The following is a 20,448-nucleotide window of genomic DNA, read 5'->3' as shown; positions in this document are numbered from 1 at the left end:
GTGCTTATAGGGTCCATTTCGGGATTGCTATCACTGACATCTTATCTATCGCCTGATGGAGTTCTGAGTAGATGCCATAGTTTCGCCCCGTATTTCCCGCATTAGAGTGCCCTGTTATCGCATTTTGAATATCCTCACGCATCACCTTCCTTGCCTCTGTAATGAAGCGATGGCGGAACGCATGTAGCGGTTTGAGTGTATCAAAATGTTCGATATTGAGCGTCATAAACGCCTCTTTGAGGTGCCTTGCAACCGCTAGATGATACTTAGCCTTATTGTTTGCTTTGAGCACCGGAAACAAGCGGCCATCAACGGGTAAAGAGTGGAGGTAATCGAGTAATCCCAACTCGATGAGAGATCGACATACTGGCACTTTCCTTGATTCACCCGTCTTAACGGATTGGTCGTCCCTCACCTCTTGGATATGGAAAAACCATAGCTGTGGGTCGTCCTTATCCTGCTTAATGTCTTTCACATAAAGTTGAGCAATCTCTTCAGCCCTAGCACCTGTATAGGCTAGGATAACGGGTAACCAGTAAGGTGCCTCACCATACCTCGCTTTCTGAGCATCTGTTCGAGCCTGAAAAAGTGGTAAGGAAAAAATCTGTGATAGCTCAGTGTTTGAATAGCCCGGATCTCTCACTGTCCTGACAGCTTCTTTACCCGGAGAGACTTGGTGACACGGGTTTTTCGGCAAGATATCCAATTTCACCGCTTGTTGGAAATAGCCTGAGATAAGCTTAAGTTCCTTATCAGCTGTATTGATGCTAACCCGAGTCAACCCTTGCTTATTTGCTATCTCAATTTGCTTCTTAAAGGAGAGGTCTCTGACATCATGCGTTGGCTTACTGGGACATTGAATGATCCAATTAAAGAAATTACGCATATCAATCTTCTGGATTTGACCTATTGGCTTACTACCGAAAAACTCGATGAGTCTGTTGCATGGTCGATTGCGGTCTGCTTGCCATGACTTAAAGGCCGTCTCACCTAAGATGAGACTTTTTTGAGTATTAACCCATTCAACCAAATGAGAAACGGTAGATGATGTTGAGAGATCCCCTCGGGTAGTCACATCATCAGGAACGACTTCTAGTCCTGATTCAGCTAGTGCAGCATGACTTTTCTCAGCAAAATCCTGCACATTCCCTGAGTCACTTCGTGGCATGAACAGTGGCTCGAAGCCTCTATTTCGCTCCCGTCGTGTATATACTTCTAGGTCAAATGCAGAATTACACAGCCTAATAATCGCTTCAGCTAATTTGACGGAGAGATACAGCCTAGCGGCATGGGAAAAGAGTTGGCACTGAGACAGAGTGAGAGCTTCATCAACGAAATCGTTCATGTGACTCATGAAGCGTTGTTCTGCTGATTGCTGGTGGATAGTCCCTTCAGCGTCATTTAACGCCTCTAACGGCTCGCTAAACCACTCTGCCATCGCCTCAAGGCCATCGGATGTCTCTAGGGTATATCGAGCGAGGATATCTGGCTGGCTTAATCGTTGACGTTCATTAACGAACCAATGACTCACGATAGCATCTAATTGGGCAGGGTTAACTTGCTGCTCTCGTTCTTGATTATTGTAACGCAACTGGGCATTAGCCGTGATAGCTTCAAACTCTGCAACAATGACTGATGCCCGAGATTTTGCTTCTGCTGCATCCTTAGTTTCAAGACTTCTTTTAAGCTCTGTTTTACCGTCTAAGAAAGGCCGTAAATGTGCAGGAATACCCTTGCGGATTTTCCACATTCCAGACTTCGGATCTCTGCGAGGTTGGATCATAAATGCCATCGTTTTGTACCACCCTTTTGTACCACCTTAAGGTGCCAAAGGTTGGTTAGCCATTGGATTAAGCAACTATAATTCAATAAGTTTTTGATAGAAATGAAAAAACCCGACCATGTGATCGGGTTCTTAGAATTTGGCGGTGAGAGAGGGAGTCGAACCCTCGATACGTTACCGTATACACACTTTCCAGGCGTGCTCCTTCGGCCACTCGGACACCTCACCATATATCGATTTATGTTAGCGTGGTTAATCTTTCACGTTCAAGAATCACTAACGATTTCGTATAGCCTTGCCGAGAGGCTTTCATCGTTAACGGAGCGGTACTGTACGCAAAAGCCTAAAGGGGGTCAAGTAAAAAAGACTCAGTTTCAGGCGGTTGCACAATTGCTAAACAAACCGACGTGATTTCTTGAATCTTTTCACCGTTTTATACCGTTAATTGACGGTAAATTTGTGCACTTCTTTTGACATTGAATTCGCATCAAACGTCAGGGCTTTGGTCAGCTCCCTAAGCTCATCGGAGATCCTTTGAGTATTAAGGTAAATCTCACTGATCTTCAGTGCATTACGATTTACGTCTTCGGATACCGCCGATTGCTCATGGGTTGCTGTGGCAATTTGCTCGTTCATGCGGTCAATAATGTCTACTTGCTCCACAATACGTTTCAATTCGATGCCTGCCTGTTCAGCTTCATGGACACTGCTATTCGCCTGAGCTAACCCTCTGTCCATGGCTTTTACTGCAATGCTCGCTCCCGCTTTCAATCTATCTGTCATATTTTTAATGTCAGAGGTCGAGGTTTGTGAGCGCTGCGCTAAACTTCGGACTTCGTCTGCAACTACAGCAAAACCGCGACCCATTTCCCCTGCGCGAGCAGCTTCAATGGCGGCATTAAGCGCGAGTAAATTAGTTTGCTCAGCAATACTGCTGATCACTTCAAGCACTACCACTATGCCGTGAATTTCACGGTCTAAATCGTTAATGGCTTTAGAAGCTCCACTAATATCGTCGGCTAACGCTTTGATCGCTTTGCTGGTTCGGCCGACTTCGAGGTTGCCTTCTTTAGCCTCTATATTGGCGGCGGAAGACGCTTCGGATGCCTGCACTGCATTGCTGGCAATCTCGGCCACTGTTGCACTCATTTCTGTCATAGCGGAGGCCACTTGTTCTGCCTCACTGTGGCCCGCCATCACATCTTGCTCCATGGCATGGGTACAGAGATCCATTTGCGCCACAGCTTGTTGCAATTTAGCGCCACTGGAACGTACATGTAGGATCACTTTTTCAAAATCACTCATCATGTCGTTAAAGGCGATGGCGAGTTCACCGAATTCATCCGAGCTAGAGTGAGTCAGACGCACACTTAAGTCGTAATGTTTACGGGCTTGCGTGATGGTCGAATATAAGTGATGCACACTGTCATGCAAATAACGGATAACAGAAAGACTCAATATCAAGACTATCGCCAATACTGAGATTAAGGTCGCGAGCACTAAGAACATTTTCTCATTCGCTAATGTTAATCTTTCATGGGTGGTATTAAGTAAATCTGCCGAGACTTGCTGTTCAAACTCACGTAATAGCTCAATCCGCGCGGTCGATTTACTGAACCACTCTTCGGGACTTTGTTGCAGGATTTTTTGATTATCTTGCTCGAATGCGATTTGACGTAACAGCTCAACGTCATGCATTGCAGCTGAACTCTGTAAACGGTTAAACGAGGATAATAAATCAGAATTTGCTAGCGCTAAAAAACGCTCTTGATAGGTATTTTGCTCCGAAACCAAAGTGATAAATTTGGCATAAACCTTAGGCTTAAATCCAGCTTGGCCAAAGGTTGAGCTGAGTACCGCCCTTTCAATCCCCGCCCTTTCCTTTAATTGCAAAAAAGCACTAAAAGCCGTCGCTTTAATGGCGATTTCTTGATTAGCACCCGTTTTTGCGGTTTCATCGACTATCGTCAGTAATAACTTATTTAACTCAGTGTAATAGGCAACTTCATCGGCGACACTGATACTTAAACTATCCACCTGCGAGCGGATTGCATTTAAACGCCCGAGTTGAGCGTTTAGCTCTCTAAGTTTTGGGGCAAATATCTCCGGCAGATGATTCTCAGTAATAAAACGCTGATAGAGGCCGAGCTGCGTATCCGTTAATTGTCTTTGACCAGGTATTTTACCCGCAAACGCTTTTCCTGCTGAGCCAATAAATCCAGCACTCATGCCGCGCTCTTTTTGTAACTCATGCACTAAATTACTGTTGGTGACGGCTAGCTCGCTTAATTGCACGACTAAGGTTAAATCTTTTCTATATTCATATTTTTCAATGAGGTAAAGCGTGCCACATAAAAAACAGGCTAACAGTGGAGGCAAGACAACCATTAATAATTTTTGTTTTAGACTGAGATTACCAATCCATTGCCATTTCATAGAAATATCCTTTTAAACTTAGTTTTAGATCCAAATACCGAACACTAGATATAGCATAATATCAACCGTAGGACGACTAAGGTTTATTGAAATTGCACAAGCTAATATCCTGATAAACGAGGATTTACCCCATATTCCATCAATAGTTTAGATTTTGCTAATCGCAGAGCAAACTTAAGAAACGTCAAACAAGGATCAGATAGAAATAAAAAACGCATTGAAAATTCCAATGCGTTTTTCTAGAGAAAGGAACACTTAATCTGTGACTGAAGATGACTCTAGCTGAAAAGCTGTGGGAATAATCCCTTCACACCAGCCGCAATGACTTCGATACCAATGGATAACATCAAGAGTCCCATGAGACGGGTAATCACGTTAATACCCGTTTTGCCGAGGATCTTATAAATGATAGATGCCATTCTAAACAGGCCAAAACTCACTAAACCAAACACTATCACAGTAATGAACATCGCAATAATGTTCGACAATGAATTATGCTCAGCGGCAAAGACAATCACCGAACTGATAGCGCCTGGTCCCGCCATCAGTGGCAAAGCCAAAGGCACAACCGCCACAGATTCCATCGCCGAGGATTCGCGGTCTTCCTCTTGGTTACGCTTCACTTCGCCTAACTTACCTTGCAACATTGACATCGCAATAATGGCAATCAGGCTGCCACCAGCAATTCTAAAGGCAGATAACGAAATGCTGAACATATTCAGAATGTGCTGCCCCGCCACAATCGTGACTAAGAGGATCACCACAACCGCAAAGTTCGCTACTTTACCCGTGTGATTCCGTTCAGCCTCAGTTTGATGGCTGGTTAAGCTCACAAACACAGGCAACAAGCCAACCGGATTAATGATGGCAACGAGGCCAAGAAAAAATTTAACGTAAAGAGTTAACTCCAAGGGACTATCCTTATGTGCGTGTCACGCCGTCTTCATCAAAATAAGCTTGAGGGCAAGTATAGTATCTCAAGCGCTATTGACTGAAAAATGAGATTTTTGAGGTTAAATCACAACTTCGAATAATATTTAGTTATCGAAGCCGATGCATTTTCAGCGCAATTTTAAACAAACAAGTTACCCTAAGTGTAGTTTTATTACATAAAAGCACGATATTGTCGTTGATATCACACTTTCAACGCGGCTTTAGGTGTAATTTTCTATCATAAAAAGGATTTAGTGAATGCCTTGATTCACTAAATCTTTTTAGGAGTATTAATCATGACAGTGACCAATGCACAAGAACTGGATCTCATGGTCGAGCGAGTGGCGAAAGCACAAGCCGAGTATGCGACATTCAGCCAAGCGCAAGTCGATAAAATTTTCCGTGCAGCGGCCCTCGCCGCTGCCGATGCGCGTATCTCGCTGGCCAAAATGGCCGCCGCAGAAACCCGCATGGGTGTCGTTGAAGACAAAGTAATTAAAAACCACTTTGCCTCTGAGTACATTTATAACAAATATAAAGATGAAAAAACCTGCGGGATTTTATCTGAAGACGTCACCTTCGGTACTATTACCATTGCTGAACCCGTAGGCATCATCTGTGGCATAGTCCCCACCACTAACCCCACATCAACTGCAATATTTAAAGCCTTAATCAGCCTTAAAACCCGTAACGCGATTATCTTCTCGCCCCATCCTAGGGCCAAAATATCGACCACAACCGCAGCAAAATTAGTGCTGGATGCTGCCATAACTGCGGGTGCGCCCAAAGACATTATTGGCTGGATTGATGAGCCCAGTGTCGCACTGTCGAATCAATTGATGACTCACCCTAAGGTCAATTTAATCCTCGCAACGGGAGGCCCTGGCATGGTGAAAGCCGCCTACTCTTCCGGTAAACCTGCTATTGGCGTAGGTGCGGGTAACACGCCTATTGTTATCGATGAAACCGCCGACATCAAGCGCGCAGTCAGTTCGATTCTCATGTCAAAAACCTTCGATAACGGTGTGGTTTGTGCGTCAGAGCAAGCGGTAATTGTGGTCGACAGTATTTATGAGCAGGTTAAAGAGCGTTTCACAACCCACGGTGGCTATATGCTATCGAAGGATGAAACCGCTGCGATGCAACACGTCATTTTGAAAAATGGCGGTTTAAATGCTGATATCGTTGGCCAAAGTGCTGCCAGTATCGCGAAAATGGCAGGCTTTGAAGTGCCGCACTGGACAAAAGTGTTGATTGGTGAAGTCACCGACATTTGCGACAGCGAAGCCTTCGCCCATGAAAAATTATCGCCATTACTTGGCATGTACCGCGCCATCGACTTTAACGATGCCATGGATAAAGCCGAAGCCTTAGTCGCGCTCGGCGGCATTGGCCACACATCAGGGCTTTATACCGACCAAGATACCCAAACAGGACGTGTTCATGCCTTTGGTTTTAGAATGAAAACAGCACGTATTTTGATCAACACCCCAGCCTCACAGGGCGGCATTGGCGATCTGTACAACTTCAAACTGGCGCCTTCGTTAACGTTAGGCTGTGGTTCTTGGGGCGGCAACTCGATTTCAGAAAACGTTGGCCCGAGTCATCTGATCAACAAAAAAACCGTCGCTAAGAGGGCCGAAAACATGTTGTGGCATAAGCTTCCTGCATCTATCTATTTCCGCCGCGGCAGTTTGCCCATCGCGCTCGAAGAACTGAGCGATAAAAAACGCGCCTTAATCATCACAGACAGATTTTTGTTCAACCACGGTTATTGCGATGAAACCATGCGGATTTTAAAAGCCCAAGGCCTTGAAACCGAAATTTTTTACGATGTTGAAGCCGACCCCACCTTAGCCATAGTCCGTCAAGGCGCTAAGGTCGCTCAAAGCTTTAAACCCGATGTGATAATTGCGCTCGGCGGCGGCTCACCAATGGATGCGGCTAAGATTATTTGGGTGATGTACGAGCATCCAGATGTGGATTTTGCCGATTTGGCGCTGCGTTTTATGGACATTCGTAAACGTATCTACAAATTCCCCAAAATGGGCACCAAAGCCATGATGGTGGCAATTCCGACGACTTCAGGCACTGGCTCAGAAGTCACACCTTTTGCGGTAGTGACAGACGAAATTACCGGTAAAAAATACCCGATTGCCGACTATCAACTCACGCCCAATATGGCGATTGTTGATCCAAATCTTGTGATGGACATGCCTAAATCCCTCACCGCCTTTGGTGGCATAGATGCGGTGACCCATGCATTAGAAGCCTATGTTAGCGTGATGGCGAACGAGTACAGCGACGGCCAAGCGCTGCAAGCCCTCGATTTACTGTGCAAATATTTACCCGATGCCTACAACTTGGGTTCACAGTCACCCGTCGCCCGTGAAAAGGTCCACAATGGCGCCACTATTGCCGGTATCGCCTTTGCTAACGCTTTCCTTGGGATTTGCCACTCAATGGCACACAAACTGGGCGCCGAGTTCCATCTCGCCCATGGCCTAGCCAATGCGCTGCTGATCAACAACGTAATACGCTTTAACGCAACGGATCTGCCCACTAAGCAAGCGGCCTTTAGCCAATACGACAGGCCAAAAGCCCTGTGCCGTTATGCTGCCATCGCAGATCACTTGAAACTAGGCGGAAAGACGGATGAAGAAAAAGTCGAAAAATTGCTTGAGAAAATCACACACCTCAAGAAGACGATTGGCATTCCTGCTTCTATCCAAGAAGCCGGTGTCAACGAAGCCGACTTCCTCGCCAAGTTAGATGAATTAGCCGAAGATGCGTTCGATGATCAATGTACCGGTGCCAATCCACGTTACCCATTGATTAACGAGCTGAAACAACTGTTCCTCGATAGCTATTATGGCCGTGACTATAGCGACAACAACTAGGTTATCGCCTGCCAATGCTAGGCTCGTGCTTAATAAAAGCCGCGCGACATAAATGAAGAAGCCCTCGAATGAGGGCTTTTTATTGCGTGATGTTCCGTGAATGACCTAATTAAGGAGTCGATGCGTTAATCGATCGCACGCAAAATGACTTCACTAGCAGCTAACTCAACTGGGCATCACTCACTTACGATCACTAAGCTAAACATCACAACAAACTGTGACTAACGCTGTGCCAGTACATAATCAATGGCGCTGGTGATGGCTGCAACCTGCGCCAGATTACATTCGGCAGGCGTGGCCGTTGGGCTATCTGGGTACACTTCTGTCGTTGTGTTATAGATACACCCCGTGACACTGCTGCAAAGCCCTAATGACTTAAGCGGATAGTTAATCACCCCGTGCTGCACCACAGTCGAGCCAATGATCTCGCCTTTCTCATCGGCAGGAGCAATGTGCGTCACTTTACTCACACCATCAATAATGGCTTTCTGAAAGGCATCCATTGAGTTTTCGGTATCACCCACAGCATAAAAACCATCTGGGATAGTTCCTTTGACGTACTCTTTTCCATCACGGGCGCAAAGTGCTGGACGAAATTCTAATTCATCGGAATCCGTGGTTTCATGTAAGTCCACATGCACATCAAAACCTTGCTCAACTGAAGCAACTAGAGCCATCAAGGCCGCCGATTCTTCTGCAGGGCTGTTGGCATAAAATGAACGATTAGGATCGATAGCCTTAGGGTTCCAACGGTTGATAGTTTCGTAACCCCAAGGACTCACGCACACGGCGATCACAAGATTGACGCGATCAACATAATGAGCCACCTTATCCGCTAAAAATGCCAAGGCACCATGAACACCGCTGGTTTCGTAACCATGCACTCCACCAGTCACGAGCACGGTTGGCTTTTGTGGATCAAACTGCTGGCTTTTTACCGCAAATAATGGGTAACGCTCCGCATTTATCGACAAGGCGCCATATTGCACAACGGTAAACCCAAGTGCTAAGAGTGCTGCTTCCATCGCCTTGAGTGGCGTCACGACATCGTCCTGATACGAACGCTTGATTTTGGCGCTTGCAAGCCATGCAGCTTTTTCAGCCTCGCCCCATTTTTCGCCTACGGTGCCGATGGGATAAAATGTTAAATTTGCCATAATTCCTCTATTTTTAGTTCTATTCGGTAAAGTTCTTTTTATTCAAGTTCTTTGCACTCTAGCGCTTTCGTTCAAACTCTTTTCGCTCAAGCTTTTTCGTTGAATTACTATTCAGTCGAATGATAGTGCTCGTGTTTGGATGATAAATGAGTACAGTCAACCTAAAGCACTAGCTGCATGGGAATATCACGGATCCCGCCGCGTTCTCGCTCGGGTCCAAGGGGCACAAAGCCAAAGCCTAAGTACACAGCCTGCGCATTCAGCGCCGAGTTCACGGTAAATATGCCCGAATTGCCTTGGGCTAAACATTGAGCTTTGGCATGTTCCCACAACATTCGCGCCACGCCTTGCCCCTGCGCATGGGAGGCGACAAAAAGATGGTACAAGTGGCTATTCGCCTTCATCCCCACTACGCCTGCGAGTTGGCCTGAGTCCGTTATGGCGACATGGTACTGATAACCCATAGCAAAGTAGCTACCAATCGCCTCTATCGACATGGCATTGACTAAGATTGCAGCGCCCTCAGCAGTGCAAGTTGGGGCGATAAATTCTTGGGTTAATTGAGTGAGTAATACGCTTATTTCAGGGATGTCAGTTAAGGTTGCGGCTCGAATTTTCATCTTAACTCCTTGATTAAAAACATTTAATGACATAGTAAAGAATCCGCCTTCTTAGAAGGCGGCTTTGACTTGCCCCTGGAAGGGGCTATTCCAAAAACTACATCATCTGCAACGACAATTGAGCCTCATGTTCCTGATCTTGTTTATCTTGATGGCGCACATATCGTCTAATGATTTCTTCATTAACACCTACTGTATCTACAAAATAACCTCTGGCCCAAAAGCTATTGCCCCATAGCTTTTTACGTACATGAGGGAATTTATTGAATAGCCTTATCGCACTTCTTCCTTTCAATACTCCCATCAGCGTTGATACTGACAGCTTCGGCGGGATTATGACTACCAAGTGAACGTGGTCTATCTGAACGTTTAATTCTAAAACCTCACAACCCTTCATATTGCAAAGGATATAAATTGACCTGTATAACTCCTTACCAAGGTTTCCTTTTAATATTTTAAAACGGTACTTCGGAGTCCAAACAATATGATATTTGCAACGCCAATAAACATGTGATGAACTTCTATAATCGCCCATGCTTTTCGTTTCCTCTTACTTGTGGTGAATAAGAAGTCTCTTTTAGCATGGGCGTAATTCAGGCTATAGCCTCAAGGAACAATCACCACCGCCAGAGGCGGTGGTTTTGGGATGACAATAAAAAGCCAGAACAGAGTTCTGGCTTTGTTAAAACGCTGAACAAAGTGCACTTAATTGAAAACGCTTAGCTTATTTAAAGCGCTCCGCTTAAAACACTCTAATAGTCAACTCGCCGATGATAACCCTATCGGGCGAGCCTTGCTTCTATGGGCTTTCGTCGGTGCAAAGCCCATAAACGCACGGGTCGTTATTGCTTAGTCCAGCGGTCCATCCAACCGAAGACATTAGCATACCATTGCTCTAAGTTTTCAGGTTTTAAGATCCAATGGTTTTCATCAGGGAAAATCAATAACTCTGATGGGATCCCTTTACGCTGCATAAAACTGAATGCCGCTAAACCTTGACCATAAGGGACGCGGAAGTCCTTCTCACCGTGGATAACCAGCATGGGTGTTTTCCAGTTTTCAACATAATTCACGGGGTTAAACTTCTCATATAACGCTTTGTTATCTGAATAAGTGCCGCCAAACTCATGCTCTGCGAACCACACTTCTTCGGTCACGTAATACATAGAACGCATATCGAACAGACCCGCGTGGTTAACTAAGCACTTGAAACCGTCGTTCCAGTTACCTTGGATCCAGTTCATCATGTAGCCGCCGTAAGAACCGCCGAGCGCACAGGTGTTTTGCGGATCGAGCCATTTTTGTTGCTGGCTCACCGCCACTAGACCTTTTTGTAGATCTTCTAATGGCTTACCACCCCAATCTTGGCTGATTGAATCCGTAAAGGCTTGGCCGTAACCAGTAGAGCCGTGGAAATCCACCATGACGACGCCATAACCCGCACCCGCCCATAATTGGGCATTCCAACGACCACTGAAGGCATTACCAAATGAACCTTGCGGCCCACCGTGAACGAGATAGGCTATTGGGTATTTTTTCCCTTCTTGGAAGTTCGCCGGTTTGATCCAGTAACCGTAAACGTCTTCGTTATTCCAACCTTTAAAGCTGAACTGTTCAAACTTACCAAACTTGATCTCGGCCAATTTGTCTTTATTCACTTCGGTCAGACGTTTAAGCCCTTCACCTTCGGTCGTAATGCTATAGAGATCGCCCGGTTCAACTAAGGTTTTGCTATCGAAAATCAGTTGTTCGTTAGTGACCGCAATTAAACTGTTCGTGCCATCACTGTAGACAGAACGCACATCGCCAAATTGGGTATTCACTTGGAAAATAGAGACTTGACCTAGGTCTTGTGCCGTCACATACAAAGTACGATTGTCAGGAGCAAACATCAGTGAGCTTGGGCTGCGATCCCATAATGGCGCCACTTCTTTGGTTTGGCCTGTGCTAGTATCGCGCAACATAATGCCGTAGCGATCTGCTTCAAAACCCGGTTTTTTCATTGCTAAATAGGCCATGTAACGACCATCGCTCGAAAATGTTGGCTGCGCATCCCATGCAAGATTGTCTTTGGTTAAGTTGGTTGCGGTGCCGCCTGTCACTGGCACTTGCCACAAATCATAGTTAGTGGTCCAAGCTTGATCTTTGCTGGGAGCTTTCGCGCTATAAACCACAAACTTACCGTCTGGGGTGAAGGTCACTTCTTCCATACCCGAGAAAGGTTTTGGCGGCGTTTCAGTGTCTAAACCTTGAGTCACATCAACCACTTTAGTCAGTTTCTCACCGTTTACCGCACCCACAAATAAATGATTACGGGCGTGGTCTTCCCACGTATCCCAATGGCGAACCATTAACTGCTTGTATTCACGGCCAGTCGATTTACGCTCAGCTTCGGCGGTAAATTTATCCTTTGAGCAGGCTAAATCCTTACACTCGGGGAATACACGCATGCTAAGTACAACTTGTTTACCGTCATTTGATAATTTGTAGCCATCAATATCCAAAGGTAAATCAGAAACTTGTACCGCTTCACCGCCCGTTAATGGCAGTTGAAATAACTGGCTTGAACCACTGCGACTAGCAAGGAAATAAATCGACTTGTCGTCATTGGCGAAGCTCACATCGTGCTCTGTGCCCGTGGCAGAGGTCAATTGCAGTGGTTTCGCCTTCGTGTCTATCAAATCTAATAGATACAGATCCGAGCTGGCCTCTCCCTTATCGTTTACCGTTTTAAGACCATAAACTAATTTAGTGCCATCGTGGGACACAGTCGCAGAGTGCATCTTATTGAGTTTAATGAGTTGTTGCACAGTAAAAGGCGTTGGATCGGCCGCTTGGGCTGATAACGCCAGTCCTGCAGCGCCGAGCGCCAATAGGAGAGGAGCTATTTTCATTGTTATGTCCGTCTTTGGTTAAACTGGTTCGATAGTTGCGCCAATCATTGCAAGAGTTCTATTGAAATTGCAATAGTTCTACTGAGTTGCAACCGCACGAATGTTAAAAACGATCTGAGATCGTATCTTTCGAAGATAAGCTTGCCACACTATCGAAACAAAAACGCTCAGGCAAGCCAAATGGCGAACCTGAGCGTATTTTTTTGTGACAAAATGTCAGTGGCGCAACGTTTTACCTAAAGAACAGATATCAGAACTCAAACTTAAGCTATTTTGCTTAAAAAGCCATCAAGTTCAATCCGCTGCATCCCAACCTTTACGCTTTCGCGTTAGCAATATTCACTTTCCAAATTGCAGGGCCAGTTTCATGGGCGTTCACACCGTTTGAATCCACAGCCACAGTCACTGGCATATCTTGCACATCAAACTCGTAAATCGCTTCCATGCCCAAATCAGCAAAGGCCACGACGCGAGAATGTTTAATCGCTTTAGACACTAAATACGCAGCGCCGCCAACGGCCATCAGATATACCGCTTTGTGTTTTTTGATTGATTCAACTGTCGCAGGGCCGCGCTCAGCTTTACCTATCATGCCCATCAAGCCAGTTTTCTCTAACATTAAGTCAGTGAATTTATCCATACGAGTTGCTGTGGTTGGGCCCGCAGGGCCGACAACTTCAGTACCCACTGGATCAACTGGGCCAACGTAGTAAATAAACTTACCGGTAAAGTCCACGCCTTCTGGCAGACCTTCACCGCTTTCAATCAGGCTTTGAATGCGCTTATGGGCAGCATCGCGACCTGTGAGCATTTTACCGCTCAGCAGAATGGTTTCACCGCTCTGCCACTGCTCGATATCCGCTTGAGTCACAGTATCTAAGTTAACGCGGCGCACATCATCACCCACTTCACAGGTGATTTCTGGCCAATCGGCCAATGATGGCGGCGTTAATTCCGCAGGACCTGAACCGTCTAAATGGAAATGTACGTGGCGTGTAGCCGCGCAGTTCGGGATCATCACCACTGGCTTTGACGCCGCGTGGGTGGGCGCCGATTTGATTTTAACGTCTAACACTGTGGTTAAACCGCCAAGACCTTGTGCACCTATGCCTAAGTTATTCGCACGCTCAAAAATGTCTAAACGCAGCTTTTCTTCGGTCGTTTGCGCGCCACGGGCCATCAACTCATGGATATCCACGCTTTCCATCAGCGCTTCTTTGGCTAATACGGCCGCTTTTTCCGCCGTGCCGCCGATGCCTATACCCAGCATACCCGGTGGACACCAGCCCGCGCCCATAGTCGGTAGCGTTTTTTCTACCCATGCAGCGATATCATCTGATGGGTTTAACATCACCATCTTAGCTTTGTTTTCACTGCCGCCACCTTTGGCTGCAATCGCCACTTCGATATGGTTGCCTGGCACCATGTCGATATGCACCACAGATGGCGTGTTATCTTTGGTATTTTTACGGCTGCCCGCAGGATCTGACACTATTGATGCGCGCAGTGGGTTATCAGGATTGGTATAGGCACGACGAACACCTTCGTCGACCATTTCCTGAATCGTCATATCGGTTTTGTCCCATTGGACACCCATACCCACTTTCACGAAAGTGGTCACAATCCCAGTGTCTTGACACAGAGGACGCTTACCTTCGGCCGACATACGCGAGTTAATTAAGATCTGGGCAATTGCATCCTTCGCCGCCGCACTTTGTTCACGCTCATAAGCTTGGCTCATGGCATCAACAAAATCCTTCGGGTGGTAATAAGAAATGTATTGCAAAGCATCCGCCACACTTTCAATAAAGTCGGCTTGTTTAATCACAGAAGTTTCAGACATTTTATGGTGAGATGACATAGTAGGAGCGCTCCAGCAGCCTTTGCGGCCTAACTTGTTTTTGTTTAATTCTTTCTGGGCCAATATGATACTCTTTCACATCTTTTTGGGCTACATCACATTTTGAATAGGGTTAATCGATGGCAATTAGGGCGTCAAAACAGCTTGCATCACGCCAACTTGACTGGACATTAAGTACCGCAGCACTGTTCGAACACTTTGCAAATGACACTTGGGCAATTCTGTTAGATTCGGCGAACGCGCCGCATCAAGACGCCAGATTCGACATCATTTGCGCCAATCCTATCGCAACGTTAGTGACTCAGGGCGAGCGTAGCGATATAAAGCTCATCGATACGAGCTTGAGCTTACCCGAGGCAATAGACTCAAACCGTGATCCCTTCGAGTTACTCAACACTTTATTAACCCATTGGTATTCAAAATCTTTTGATTGCGTTCTGCCCTTTAGTGGTGGCGCAATGGGCAGTTTTAGCTACGATTTAGGCCGCAGAATTGAATCCCTGCCGATAACGGCCAAGCAAGATATACAACTGCCAGAGATGAACATCGGCTTTTACGACTGGGCGTTAGTTTTTGATTACCAAGCACAGTGTTGGCATTTACTGCATTATTTAGGTGAAGCAGCCCTCGACATTGAGTTGAATAGAATTCAAGATAAAATCACCAAAAAGCCAAATTCTGCCACATTTGTGCTTACTAGCCCATGGACAGCACAGATAGACAAAGCCCAATACACGGCAAAATTTGCAGCAGTTCAAGCCTATTTACACAGCGGTGATTGCTATCAAATAAATTTAACCCAAAGATTCGAAGCCCATTATCAAGGCGATGAGTGGTCGGCCTATAGCCAACTGCGCAATGCCAATAAAGCGCCCTTCTCGGCCTTTATGCGTCTGCCGCAAAACACGATTTTGTCGATTTCACCCGAGCGCTTTATTCAGCTTCGCGGTGACGATATTCAAACCAAACCCATCAAAGGCACACTGCCGCGTCATACCGATCCCGCACTGGATGTGAAAGCCGCCAATACACTGGCAAACTCACCAAAAGATCGCGCCGAAAATGTCATGATTGTCGATTTACTGCGTAATGATATCGGCAAAGTGGCGGCGGCAGGCTCAGTACGTGTACCGCATCTGTTTGAGATTGAAAGCTTTCCTGCCGTGCATCACTTAGTCAGTACGGTGACGGCCAAGCTTGATAGCCGATTCACGGCGAGTGATTTACTGCGCGCGGCGTTCCCCGGCGGCTCGATTACCGGCGCACCGAAAATTCGTGCCATGGAAATTATCGAAGAGCTCGAACCTTCACGGCGCAGCCTTTATTGTGGTTCTATGGGTTATATCAGCCAAGACGGCCAAATGGATACCAGCATCACCATTCGCACTATTGTGGCCGAACAGGGCAAACTCTATTGCTGGGCTGGCGGCGGCATAGTGGCGGATTCTGAAGTGGATGCCGAGTACCAAGAAACCTTTGATAAGATCAGCCGTATTTTACCTTTGCTTGGCGCTACGTCACAAAAGCCGTAAGCTTTAATACTAAACAGTCACGAGAACGTCGATGGATCAAGCGGAATTTAGACTCAGATTTAATCTGCACCCGTTAGCGCGGCAAGATCCGGCGGCCTTCCCTCACCTTGGATTACGCAAAGCCGCAGTGTTAATCCCACTGCTGGAGATGAACGGTGAGCTGAATCTAATTTTGACCCAAAGACCTATGCATCTGCGCGCCCATCCGGGGCAGATCAGTTTCCCCGGCGGTAAAATTGAGCCCTATGATATTGATGCGATTGCGGCAGCGTTAAGGGAAGCAGAAGAGGAAATTGGACTCTCAAGGCATAACGTCGAGGTGGTGGGCACGTTTCCAGCCCACAATACCTTCACAGGGTTTGAAATCACCCCTGTGATAGGCATTATCAAGCAGGCATTTGATTTAAAACTCGATCCCGGTGAGGTCGCCGATTGCTTTACCGTGCCATTAAGTTTTTTTATTGAACCGAATAATCGCCACCAAAAACGCTTTTTACGCCAAGGGCGCTATTACAGCGTGCATTTTATTCCCTATCAACAACGGTTTATCTGGGGTGCGACTGCCGCGATTATCGACCATCTGTGCCGCCAGTTAAGCATTCCTGCCGATATCCTCTAACTTCACTTGCCATTGCTAAACCGTTAAAAGCCAACTGGCTAGCTTAGACCACCAAGTGGATATACAAACCAGCGACAATCGAAGTTAACAGCAACATGGGAATATTAAACCAATATCCCATTCGGCTATGGTGGGCGACATAATAGTTAAACGCTAAACTGACCAAACTAATACCGCCACAAACCCAAATCAAATACTGCAATAGTTGGGTTTCATGTGGATCCCAATGGACTCTAAATGTCGCGCCACGGGAAAATAACGCGCCAATTTCGCGTTCAGGCCTTGCATCACTGAATACTGATAACGCATAAACAGCCAGTACCCAGCCTAAAATGGATAAGGTCGCAAGGATAATTTGAAATATTCTAGTCTTGCTCATACCGCCTCCCGCCGTTTAACTCACTATATCGCTCAATATCGATATTATTAACCTCAGGATACCTTTTTCAGCTTGAGAAAAGCCACCAGCAAGGTAATATAAACCTCCAAAATTTTCATATAAAACGTTTCGTTGGAGAATTAAGCAACAATGAGCATTGCATCTGTCGCATCTGTATTTAAAGGTGAGCACGCCGTCGGTTCTAAAGTCACAGTGCGTGGCTGGGTCAGAACCCGTCGTGACTCTAAAGCCGGCATCTCTTTTTTAGCTGTTTACGACGGCTCTTGCTTTAATCCTATCCAAGGTGTCGTGCCCAATAGCTTAGATAATTACGACAACGAAGTGTTAAAGCTGACTGCGGGTTGCTCTGTTGTAATGACAGGCGACGTGGTGGAATCTCCTGGTGCAGGCCAAGCATTTGAGCTGCAAGTGACTGAACTTGAAGTCGCTGGCTGGGTTGATGATCCAGACACTTACCCAATGGCCGCTAAGCGTCACTCAATTGAACATTTACGCGAATTAGCGCACTTACGCCCACGCACTAACATTATTGGTGCCGTTGCTCGCGTACGTAACTGTCTATCTCAAGCGATTCACCGCTTCTACCACGAAGAAGGCTTTATTTGGGTATCGACCCCACTTATCACAGCATCAGATTGCGAAGGCGCCGGTGAGATGTTCCGCGTATCGACCTTAGATATGGAAAACCTGCCGCGTACTGAAGCAGGTAAAGTCGATTACGATAAAGATTTCTTCGGTAAAGAAGCTTTCCTGACCGTATCTGGCCAATTGAATGCTGAAACCTACGCCTGTGCACTGTCAAAAGTGTATACCTTTGGCCCGACTTTCCGTGCTGAAAACTCAAACACCAGCCGCCACTTAGCGGAATTCTGGATGGTTGAGCCTGAAGTCGCCTTCGCTAACTTAAACGACATCGCAGGCCTTGCCGAAGCTATGTTGAAATACGCGTTCAATGCCGTATTGACTGAGCGTATGGACGATTTAACCTTCTTCGCCCAACACGTTGATAAGACTGTGATCGACCGTCTGCAATCTTTCGTTTCAAGCGATTTTGCTCAAGTGGATTACACGGATGCGGTTGAAATTCTGCAAAACTGTGGCAGAACCTTCGAGTTCCCTGTGTCTTGGGGTATCGATTTATCTTCTGAGCATGAGCGTTACTTAGCCGAAGAACACTTCAAAGCCCCCGTGGTAGTGAAGAACTATCCAAAAGATATCAAAGCCTTCTACATGCGCTTAAACGATGACGGTAAAACTGTTGCCGCGATGGACGTGTTAGCCCCAGGTATCGGTGAGATCATCGGTGGCTCTCAACGTGAAGAGCGTTTAGACGTGCTAGATATGCGTCTAGCCGAAATGGATCTGAACCAGGAAGATTACTGGTGGTACCGTGATATGCGCCGTTATGGCACAGTGCCACATGCAGGTTTTGGTCTAGGGTTTGAGCGTTTAGTGTCTTACGTGACGGGCGTGAACAACATTCGTGATGTTATCCCTTTCCCACGTGCACCGCGCACTGCGAACTTCTAATCTCCCTTAACTTGGGACTGCATAGCTAAGACATCTCTATTAAGCCTTAGCAAAACAAAAGGAGCTGAATATTCAGCTCCTTTTGTTCGTCCGTTTTAGTCACATCATGCGGCTAAACAACCATTAATCCGCCAGACTCAACGCCTGCGCAATATATTCCGCGACTCGCTTGGCAGCAATATCATCGATTGACACCAACTTAATATGGCGGCGAAACTTGCCACTGCCTTCAAGTACCTGATGTGGATCGCTAAGATTCGCGCCTAAGCTAAACTCCAATGAAACATGCTGTTTATAGGCAAACACACCACAAAAACTGGCTTTGGTGCTAAAGAGTATACCGCCGTACTTAACGGCTTCAGTCATGGCCCGCGACGATGTGGTAGCGGCGGTTTTGACCTCCTGTCGCACCCCCTGCACTATTTCAAACAGACTCGGGCTGGTACATAAAATATCTTCTAACAGTTTTTCAAGTTGCGGCTGATCTTCCATCATGATCTCTTTACCTCTCATACAAGTAAGACTATCCCAGCCCGATTGTAGCGCGCTAATCGGACTGAATAACACCCTATTGAAGCATCCCCAAGAAATTGAATAGTGACGTGCAAATAAAAAGGCCAAGCGTGGAGTACGCTTGACCTTTTGCTGGAGTTGTCCAACTTAGCAAGGCTAAGTCACACGGATAAACACTGCGCCCTAGATTAAAACCCCTTCACACCGGCCATATCAGGGAGATGATGAGCAATCCCCTTGTGGCAGTCGATACAGGTCTTTTCGCCGCTTGCCAGTGATGTTGAGTGCATCTGCGCCGCTCTGGGTGATTGGCGAGTAAAGTCCATGTAAGTGAAGTTATGGCAGTTACGACACTCGAGCGAATCATTGGCCTTTAACCTTGCCCACTCATGTTCTGCCAGTTCACGGCGCTTATCTTCAAACTTCTCACGGGTATTAATCGTCCCAAAAACCTTACCCCACACTTCCTTAGATGCCTGCATCTTACGGGCAATTTTATCGGTCCAGTTATGCGGTACGTGGCAATCAGGACACGTCGCCCGCACACCACTGCGGTTAGTGAAATGAATCGTCGTCTGTAACTCTTGATAGACGTTATTTTCCATCTCATGGCAACCAATACAGAAAGCTTCTTGGTTGGTCACTTCTAGGGCAGTGTTAAATCCGCCCCAGAAAATCACGCCAGCCACAAAACCACCTAAGGTCAAAAAACCTAAACTGTAATGCACACTCGGACGATTGAGTACCTGCCAGATTTTTTTCAGTTTATCTAACATGCTAACTCCTAGTGTTTTTTCTGCTCAGTGTTGGCTTTGATCAGATGTTCCATATCCACAAAGTCGTTTTCGACCAGTAACTTGGCATCTAACTGCGGCACATGACACTGAGTGCAGAAATAGCGGCGCGGCGATAACTCGGCTAAGAAGTTATTGTCCCTGTCCATAAAATGCGTGACGCTGACCATAGGCGCTTGCGAATCACCAATGCGGTTACGAGCATGGCAAGCCATACACTTGTTCACTTTAAGATCAAGCTGATAGCCGTCGATCTTGTGTGGGATCACTGGTGGTTGCATGGGATAGCTGCGCACTTCCTTCACATCGGTATTACGCACACTTTGCATCGCAGGTGGCGTAGGCTCGACATTGATAGGCGCTTGGCGCAGGGTATCAATTTTATCTTCTGGAATACTGGCGGCAGACACACTGGTCATGATGAATGAGCCAAATACCAATAAACCGATCGCTGAGACTAATTTTAGGGTTTTCAT

General features: G+C 46.4%; 16 protein-coding genes and 1 tRNA gene. 4 read left to right on the top strand and 13 right to left on the bottom strand.

Features of this window, described 5'->3' with window-relative positions; all coding sequences use genetic code 11:
- Nucleotides 1-4: 4 nt before the first annotated feature.
- The 4 genes from CKQ84_RS18470 to CKQ84_RS18455 all read right to left on the bottom strand — a co-directional run bounded on the left by CKQ84_RS18470 (nt 5) and on the right by CKQ84_RS18455 (nt 5,130).
- Nucleotides 5-1,792 carry a DUF6538 domain-containing protein gene (locus tag CKQ84_RS18470; protein ID WP_105252313.1) on the bottom strand — a complete coding sequence of 596 codons (1,788 nt, stop codon included), beginning with the start codon at nt 1,790-1,792 and terminating at the stop codon, nt 5-7.
- A gap of 131 nt (nt 1,793-1,923) precedes the next feature.
- Nucleotides 1,924-2,011: transfer RNA gene (locus CKQ84_RS18465), tRNA-Ser, on the bottom strand.
- A gap of 213 nt (nt 2,012-2,224) precedes the next feature.
- Nucleotides 2,225-4,219, bottom strand: coding sequence for a methyl-accepting chemotaxis protein (locus tag CKQ84_RS18460; RefSeq protein WP_105252312.1), 1,995 nt, complete (start codon nt 4,217-4,219; stop codon nt 2,225-2,227).
- Between the two features lie 278 nt (nt 4,220-4,497).
- Nucleotides 4,498-5,130 (bottom strand): YchE family NAAT transporter, encoded by a 633-nt coding sequence (locus tag CKQ84_RS18455; protein ID WP_006081420.1) that lies wholly within the window; start codon nt 5,128-5,130, stop codon nt 4,498-4,500.
- 318 nt (nt 5,131-5,448) lie between these two features.
- Between CKQ84_RS18455 and adhE the strand changes: the two genes are divergently transcribed.
- On the top strand, nt 5,449-8,052 hold the full coding sequence (adhE, locus tag CKQ84_RS18450) for a bifunctional acetaldehyde-CoA/alcohol dehydrogenase (RefSeq protein ID WP_105252311.1): 2,604 nt from the start codon (nt 5,449-5,451) through the stop codon (nt 8,050-8,052).
- A gap of 221 nt (nt 8,053-8,273) precedes the next feature.
- On the opposite strand, the gene CKQ84_RS18445 is transcribed toward adhE, so the two are convergent.
- From CKQ84_RS18445 to CKQ84_RS18425, 5 genes are all read right to left on the bottom strand, one after another.
- Nucleotides 8,274-9,209, bottom strand: a complete 936-nt coding sequence (locus tag CKQ84_RS18445) for a M14 family metallocarboxypeptidase (RefSeq protein WP_105252310.1) — start codon at nt 9,207-9,209, stop codon at nt 8,274-8,276.
- Between the two features lie 161 nt (nt 9,210-9,370).
- On the bottom strand, nt 9,371-9,829 hold the full coding sequence (locus CKQ84_RS18440) for a GNAT family N-acetyltransferase (protein ID WP_105252309.1): 459 nt from the start codon (nt 9,827-9,829) through the stop codon (nt 9,371-9,373).
- Between the two features lie 97 nt (nt 9,830-9,926).
- On the bottom strand, nt 9,927-10,364 hold the full coding sequence (tnpA, locus tag CKQ84_RS18435; RefSeq protein ID WP_012088248.1) for an IS200/IS605-like element ISSod23 family transposase: 438 nt from the start codon (nt 10,362-10,364) through the stop codon (nt 9,927-9,929).
- A 307-nt stretch (nt 10,365-10,671) separates the two neighbouring features.
- Entirely contained in the window at nt 10,672-12,723 is a 2,052-nt protein-coding gene (locus CKQ84_RS18430) for a S9 family peptidase (protein ID WP_105252308.1), read from the bottom strand.
- Between the two features lie 316 nt (nt 12,724-13,039).
- The gene (locus tag CKQ84_RS18425) at nt 13,040-14,584 is read right to left on the bottom strand and encodes a fumarate hydratase (protein ID WP_105253113.1); all 1,545 of its coding nucleotides are present in this window, start codon (nt 14,582-14,584) and stop codon (nt 13,040-13,042) included.
- A 119-nt stretch (nt 14,585-14,703) separates the two neighbouring features.
- Between CKQ84_RS18425 and pabB the strand changes: the two genes are divergently transcribed.
- Both pabB and CKQ84_RS18415 read left to right on the top strand, forming a co-directional pair.
- Nucleotides 14,704-16,116, top strand: a complete 1,413-nt coding sequence (gene pabB, locus CKQ84_RS18420; protein WP_105252307.1) for an aminodeoxychorismate synthase component I — start codon at nt 14,704-14,706, stop codon at nt 16,114-16,116.
- Nucleotides 16,117-16,147: 31 nt separating this feature from the next.
- On the top strand, nt 16,148-16,735 hold the full coding sequence (locus CKQ84_RS18415; protein ID WP_028760139.1) for a CoA pyrophosphatase: 588 nt from the start codon (nt 16,148-16,150) through the stop codon (nt 16,733-16,735).
- Between the two features lie 43 nt (nt 16,736-16,778).
- Here the strand turns inward: CKQ84_RS18415 and CKQ84_RS18410 are convergent, their stop codons facing one another.
- Complete coding sequence (locus CKQ84_RS18410) at nt 16,779-17,114, bottom strand: hypothetical protein (RefSeq protein ID WP_105252306.1); 336 nt, start codon at nt 17,112-17,114, stop codon at nt 16,779-16,781.
- Nucleotides 17,115-17,264: 150 nt separating this feature from the next.
- Here CKQ84_RS18410 and asnS point away from each other — a divergent pair, with 150 nt between their 5' ends.
- Nucleotides 17,265-18,665, top strand: coding sequence for an asparagine--tRNA ligase (gene asnS / locus CKQ84_RS18405; protein WP_105252305.1), 1,401 nt, complete (start codon nt 17,265-17,267; stop codon nt 18,663-18,665).
- 123 nt (nt 18,666-18,788) lie between these two features.
- Here asnS and CKQ84_RS18400 read toward each other — a convergent pair whose 3' ends face one another.
- From CKQ84_RS18400 to CKQ84_RS18390, 3 genes are all read right to left on the bottom strand, one after another.
- The gene (locus CKQ84_RS18400) at nt 18,789-19,178 is read right to left on the bottom strand and encodes a DUF1801 domain-containing protein (protein ID WP_173913198.1); all 390 of its coding nucleotides are present in this window, start codon (nt 19,176-19,178) and stop codon (nt 18,789-18,791) included.
- Between the two features lie 188 nt (nt 19,179-19,366).
- Nucleotides 19,367-19,954, bottom strand: coding sequence for a cytochrome c3 family protein (locus tag CKQ84_RS18395; RefSeq protein WP_028760143.1), 588 nt, complete (start codon nt 19,952-19,954; stop codon nt 19,367-19,369).
- An 8-nt stretch (nt 19,955-19,962) separates the two neighbouring features.
- Nucleotides 19,963-20,448 carry a nitrate reductase cytochrome c-type subunit gene (locus CKQ84_RS18390; protein ID WP_105252303.1) on the bottom strand — a complete coding sequence of 162 codons (486 nt, stop codon included), beginning with the start codon at nt 20,446-20,448 and terminating at the stop codon, nt 19,963-19,965.

This window comes from Shewanella sp. WE21, from assembly GCF_002966515.1.
Classification (GTDB): Bacteria; Pseudomonadota; Gammaproteobacteria; order Enterobacterales; family Shewanellaceae; genus Shewanella; species Shewanella oncorhynchi.
This window is presented reverse-complemented; position numbering and strand designations above follow the sequence as displayed.